Below are 1,151 nucleotides of genomic sequence, written 5' to 3' on the forward strand. Positions count from 1 at the left end.
CCTCATAACCTAGGAGACAACTCGTGGCACAGAAGAAAATCGGCATCGACGCGTACTCCTCCGGCCGGCGATCCGTATAAATGGTGACGTCTACGTCGTGCTGACGCAGGTAGAGACCAAGATGAAGGCCGGCCGTACCAGCCCCGATGATGCCGATTTTCTTCTGTGCCACGAGTTGTCTCCTAGGTTATGAGGTTCGTTACAGCCCTCAATTTCGATCTGCTGGTGAGTTCTCAATATATTCCGCACGAATTTCAGCGAAAACCTAGGCAACTGGGATAACATACATTCCAAATTGGACTGAATTGATCCGCATCATGGATAACCTCCAGCTTCTGCAGGCATTTCTGCGTACAGTCGAGATGGGCAGCTTCTCCGCAGTCGCGCGAGATCAGGGAACATCCCAATCTGCTATCAGCAAACAGATCGCGTCGCTCGAAGCGACACTCGGCGTCCAGTTGTTCCGCCGGACGACCCGGAAATTGAATCCGACGGGCGAGGCACTGCAGTTGTATCCGCATGTCCGGCAGCTACTCGATGCGGTCGACGTAGTGAAATCGGAGGTTCACGGCATGCCGGCAACGGGCGTCGGGGGGACGCTTCGCGTAACGATGCCGGGTGCGTTCGGTCGCAAGATGATCATGCCGCTTCTTCCTAAGCTGCTTGCTCGCCACCCGAGACTGGTCGTCGAAGTAATCTTCGGCGACAGCATGCTGGACTTGGTCGAGGAGGGAATGGAGCTTGCAATTCGGATCGGAGAGCTCCCGTCGAGCACGCTCATCACGCGTACGCTAGGGATGGCTCAACAAAAGGTTGTTGCAACCCCGGAGTATCTGAAGGCACATGGGAAACCCGAGTCACCGCTAGATCTCGCGGATCACAGTTGTATCGCTTACGCGGGCGCGCCGCGATGGAGTCGCTGGGAATTCGACTCCGAGCTCGGACGCCAGGCAGTAGAGATTGCGGGTGCCGTAAGGGTCAACGATCTGGACGCCATTTACGATGCAACCCTCGCCCACATGGGTATATCCGTGATTCCCGAATGGCGTGCGGCCGAAGATATCCGGGCCGGTCGATTGAAAGTCCTGATGCCCGACTACTACGCAACGCCTCAACCCGTGAACATTCTCTATCCTCAAACTCGGTTTTTA

Annotated in this window: 1 protein-coding gene; it reads left to right on the plus strand. The window is 56.0% G+C overall.

Annotation, left to right across the window (positions count from 1 at the left end):
* Nucleotides 1-305 precede the first annotated feature (305 nt).
* Nucleotides 306-1,151: LysR family transcriptional regulator (locus ABZX22_RS45230; RefSeq protein WP_354923558.1), on the plus strand; the 846-nt coding region annotated here is incomplete at its 3' end.

This window comes from Nonomuraea sp. NPDC003804 (genome assembly GCF_040610675.1).
In the GTDB taxonomy this organism is placed as follows: Bacteria; Actinomycetota; Actinomycetes; order Streptosporangiales; family Streptosporangiaceae; genus Nonomuraea.